This is a genomic window from Mesorhizobium sp. M1A.F.Ca.IN.020.06.1.1 (assembly GCF_004023265.1).
Classification (GTDB): Bacteria; Pseudomonadota; Alphaproteobacteria; order Rhizobiales; family Rhizobiaceae; genus Mesorhizobium.
Map to the genome: position 1 here is coordinate 1 of NZ_RZSR01000523.1, position 4,216 is coordinate 4,216.

General features: G+C 64.3%; 5 protein-coding genes and 1 pseudogene. All 6 read right to left on the bottom strand.

Translation table 11 applies throughout. The annotated features are described in order from the left end of the window. Positions 1–428 (bottom strand): hypothetical protein (locus EOA60_RS21340; RefSeq protein WP_206628182.1); only part of this gene is annotated, 428 nt, incomplete at its 3' end. 10 nt (positions 429–438) lie between these two features. Beyond that, positions 439–1,188, bottom strand: coding sequence for a DUF2612 domain-containing protein (locus tag EOA60_RS21345; RefSeq protein WP_127335320.1), 750 nt, complete (start codon positions 1,186–1,188; stop codon positions 439–441). Positions 1,189–1,194: 6 nt separating this feature from the next. After that, positions 1,195–2,631, bottom strand: a complete 1,437-nt coding sequence (locus EOA60_RS21350; protein WP_127335319.1) for a baseplate J/gp47 family protein — start codon at positions 2,629–2,631, stop codon at positions 1,195–1,197. Between the two features lie 3 nt (positions 2,632–2,634). Then, the gene (locus EOA60_RS21355; RefSeq protein WP_127239339.1) at positions 2,635–2,985 is read right to left on the bottom strand and encodes a hypothetical protein; all 351 of its coding nucleotides are present in this window, start codon (positions 2,983–2,985) and stop codon (positions 2,635–2,637) included. Beyond that, positions 2,982–3,644, bottom strand: coding sequence for a hypothetical protein (locus EOA60_RS21360; RefSeq protein WP_127239338.1), 663 nt, complete (start codon positions 3,642–3,644; stop codon positions 2,982–2,984). Before EOA60_RS21360 ends, EOA60_RS21355 begins: the two co-directional genes overlap by 4 nt. After that, positions 3,641–4,216 (bottom strand): annotated as a pseudogene (locus tag EOA60_RS37710) (hypothetical protein); the annotation flags it as partial. The gene EOA60_RS21360 and the pseudogene EOA60_RS37710, both read right to left, overlap by 4 nt.

Genomic DNA, 4,216 nt, shown 5'->3' on the forward strand with positions numbered 1-4,216 from the left:
ACCATGATGGGCGCGGATGCGGCTCCGATGTTGACCCAATTCGCGCCGCTCGTATCAGGGTCGGACGTATTGTCGTCGGCCGTGCTCAGCCAAACGACGCCAGTCGCCGCGCCAGCCAGCAACGCGCTCTTGGGATACCCGCCGATCGCTGCCGAGAAGGCCGGATCGTAGGGGACCAGACCGCCTGCATTCTGCCACTGCGACCATTGCGTGATCTGCTGCAGAATGCCGTTCATGTCCTGGCCGAACGGCGGCACGCCGCCCGATCCGACCGGCAGGAAGTTGAGTGGCGGAAAGCCGTCGGTCAGTGAGGCCGCGCCATTCACAATCCCGATCTGCGAGCCGAGCGGGATGGAGCGGATGTAGCTCGGGCTCGCCGAAGCTCCCCAAGCTACGGGGAACTTGGCAGGCAAGGCGGAAAGCTTCATGGAGGGACCCTTAGATGATGACGACCGACGCCTTGACGCCGGTCGGCTTCGGCAAGACGCCGGAGTTCTGGACGATCGCGAGTTCGACAGGGGTCAGCTGGAAGGCGAAGGTGTAGGTCATCGCCATCGTCTCGATCGGCGAGCCCGCGTAGAACGATGCCTGGTTGAAGCCGACGGAGTTCAGCGATTCCTCGAAGCCGAACCATGTCCCGTAATTGCCGCCCTCGGTAACGTAGGCGTTGCCCCTGTTGGGGAAGAGGCTGAGCAGGATCTGGTTGATCGCCGGAATCGAGCCGTTGCTGATGTTGGCTGCAGCCTTGGCGAAGATGAGCCGGCGGTATGCCTCGTCCGACAGCGCGAAATTCGAGGTGAGCGGAGCGCCGGAATAGAACGCGCCTTGCCCGAACGGATCGGCTCCCGGCTTCGCCTCATCGAAGCCGAACCAGTTCCCGGTCGTGACCTGCAAAACCCGGCTGACGCCGACGATGCGGCCCCAGACGTCGAGCCCGTAGCCCTGCGCCGTGTCGACGTTCCAGATGTAGTCGAAGAACGCATCGAAGTTGGCCGTCTGGTCGAGATACGAGAAGATGTTCCCAATCAGCTGCGTCAGCGTGGGCGCATTCGCATACTGGCTGATGACAGTGCGCCAAACGTCGAAAGGCGGGAAATCGCCGATCGGGCTGATGCCAATGGCGAATTGGCCAAAGCCGTTCGGTATCCCGGCCGGTGGCCTGGGATAGGGAGGTCCTGTGTCTTCCATGATCGATCAGGTTAGGGTGACGAAGATGTCGTTGGGGGAGATCGTCGGCACCTGGTCGATGTCGACGGCGATGTCGAAGCGATTGGGGATCGCGGCCGTCATGGTCTCGATTGACACGTTCTTGTTGTTCGAGACGACATAGGTACCGGTGCCGCCCGAGCCGGTGCCGAGCGCGGTGATGGTGGTGCCGACGGTCAGCGCGCCGGTGGTGTCGGAAATGATCTGCCCGACCGCCAGCTCCCCCGACGCAACGGCGGAGACCGTCAGTATCGTTCCGGCGATCTGGCCCGTGAAGACGGCGCTGGGGTTGTTGTTCGAGCCTACCTCGATCGAGATGATCTGCGCCCACGAGCCAAGGGCAGCCACGGGCGCGTAGAAGCGGCTCGCAAATAGCGTGGTGCCGATCTTCGCGCGCGGCCCACCATCGCCGCCAGCAAAGGCGCTGACGATGGCATTCTGGATTTGCGTCGCGGCATCGGCGGGGACGAGATGCGTGTTGACGATGTTGACCGCGAACAGGATCGCCAACGGATCGGGGATCTCGAAGCTCACCCGATAAGCAGGGTACGGCGGGACATAGCCGGGGCTCTGGTCGTAGACCGTGACCGTCGTATTGCCGTTGTATGCGCAGCCGGGCGCTTTGCGCGACCAGATCGCTTGCGCGACATCGTCAGCATCGCCGCCGACCACCGCGACATAGAGCGAGTTCGGATAGATCGAGACGCCGCCGATCTGCTGCACGTCATTGCTGGCGTTCTCTGTCACGAACGCGTCGATGACGTTCGGCACCGCCAGCATCGCGCCCAGGACCGACGGAAGCGAGCCCTGCGAATTCAACGCGACGGAGGCAGCACGGCGCGCCTCGAAAGCCGACCGGCTCTCGACATTGTTGCCTAGCACGCCGTCATCCGGGTTCGTGATCGAATCCCATCCGGGGATCGCTCGAAAAATCTGGTCGAGGCTTCCGGCAGGGCATGGGATCGGCCCGACCACCAGGCACTCGAACGGCAAGGTGACAGTGCCGTCGACGCCGATGACGCCATCCTCGGTGCACAGATACTGGTTGCCATCTTCGGCAAGGGCCAACGAGCCCGTCGGGATGGCGACGCTCGGCAAGCCACTGCAGAGCGCCTGCACGACCGTCGGCTGGGCCGGGTTGCGCTCGATGAAGTAGATGCGCGCGATCGCATCCTGCATCCGGCCGGTCGCATAGGCGGGATCGACCTGGTTGGTGAAATAGAGGAACGTCGAGTTGACCTCGTCGATTACCGCCGTCTCGCTGCTGGCGAGCTGCCCTTGCGGCGTGTTCAGCGCGGGATTGAGGACGCCGCCGAACGCGCCGTTGATGTCCTCGGTCACGCCCGCCAGCACCTCCGCGGCCGACGGGATCAGGAACCCCGAGTCCGTCCATTGCGGTGGGGGAACGTTGGTGGTGTCGACCATGTGCTAGAAGCTCGCTGCGGTGGTGTTGCCGGCCGCGTCCGTCACCTGCACCTGGCCGGTGACAGTCCGATCGGTCCAGGACTGGATGAAGGTCTGCGCCGAGACCACGCCAGGCACCGTCAAGGCGGCACGATTGAAGTACGCCTTCATGAGCGAGACCGGCGGCGCCTTGCCCAGGATCTGGTCGAAGTAGGGAGTGCCCTGCGTGGTGTCGTAGTAGAGCTCGCCCGCGAACAGCCTGATCGCGCTCGCCGCGTCCTGCGCCAGCGCGTAGGGCTCGTCGGCGACAGCGATGTTGCCCGACGCGTCCGCCACTAAGTCCCAGGTGTCGGTGTCGAGAAGGAGCGTCTTCATGTTCCGGGCTCCGGTGGGCCTGACGTGCCGCCGCCGGGCTGGACGTTGGTGTGAAGATGGTTGAGCACGCTGATGTTCTCCCCACCGGCGCCGGCGATGACGTCGCCCGTCACCCGCAGCTGCGCGGTGGTGATGGTGACGGAGCCGGCCGCGAACTCGATGATCTGCCCGTTCTTGTCGAAGAGCTTGATTCCGCCCTCGGTAAACTGGACGGCCTGGTCCTGGTTGGCCGGATTGGCGATGGCCCCCTGATAGATGCCGTCCGACATGTTGCCGCGCCGGAAGCTGCCCGGGTTTGACTGCGCTCCGCCGTTGGCTTTCAGCGCCGAGATGTCGCGGTCCGAGATCGTCATGTGGCCGATGTCGCCGACCTTCGGATCGTTGATGATGCCGTTGGTGCCGCCCTGGTTGCGCATCGTGGCGATGCCGTAGATGACGCCGTGGGGCGTCTGGTTGCCTTGCCCGTCCGTCTGATTGATCAGCGGCATCACATCCACCGTGGGCGGCGCGCCGACGCCGCCACCATGCACCGCGGCGACCTTGACGGGGATGCCCGTGCGCGCCTGCGCCAGCTCCTGGCGAATGAGGAAGCGCAGCCGGTTGATCTCGGCGGTGTCGTCAGATGTGGTCTGCTGACCGAAATAGCCTTGGCCGCTCATGCCGGCGCCGAGGCATCAACGGCGATGCATTCGAGGAGCATGAACCACTTTCCGTGGGGCATCATTGCCTCCAACTGATACTCGAGGCGGTTGACCTTCCATGTGCCGTTTGCCGGCGTCAGGTCGCTCTGGATCTGCACCTTGCCCTGATACTTCACCGCCGGATTGTAGAGCGCGCGGACCAGCACGAAGGCCTGCTGGAAGAACGGGTAGCCGACCATGCCGGTCTCTGCCGAAATCAGAACCGTGTCGCTGTTTCGCGCCTTGCCCGGTGGCGTGATCACCATCGTGCCGCGATCGATGCCGACGTCGAAGCCGCCGTCGCGCGCGATCGCCAGCATCTGCGTCCATGCCGTGCCCGGATAGTAGGGGTTGGCGAACTTCACCTTGACGCCAGCGTCCTCGAACGCGAGGCCCATCTGCCCCGCGAGAGATTTCATCATCTGCGAGGCGTCGCCGGAGCCCTTGATGCTCAGTGGCGGGATCGGCTTCGCGGCATGGAAAACGCCCGGGAGCGAGCTGATCCGGAAGCACACATCCGGCATCGCCTGCGCGTCGACGTAGGCATAGAC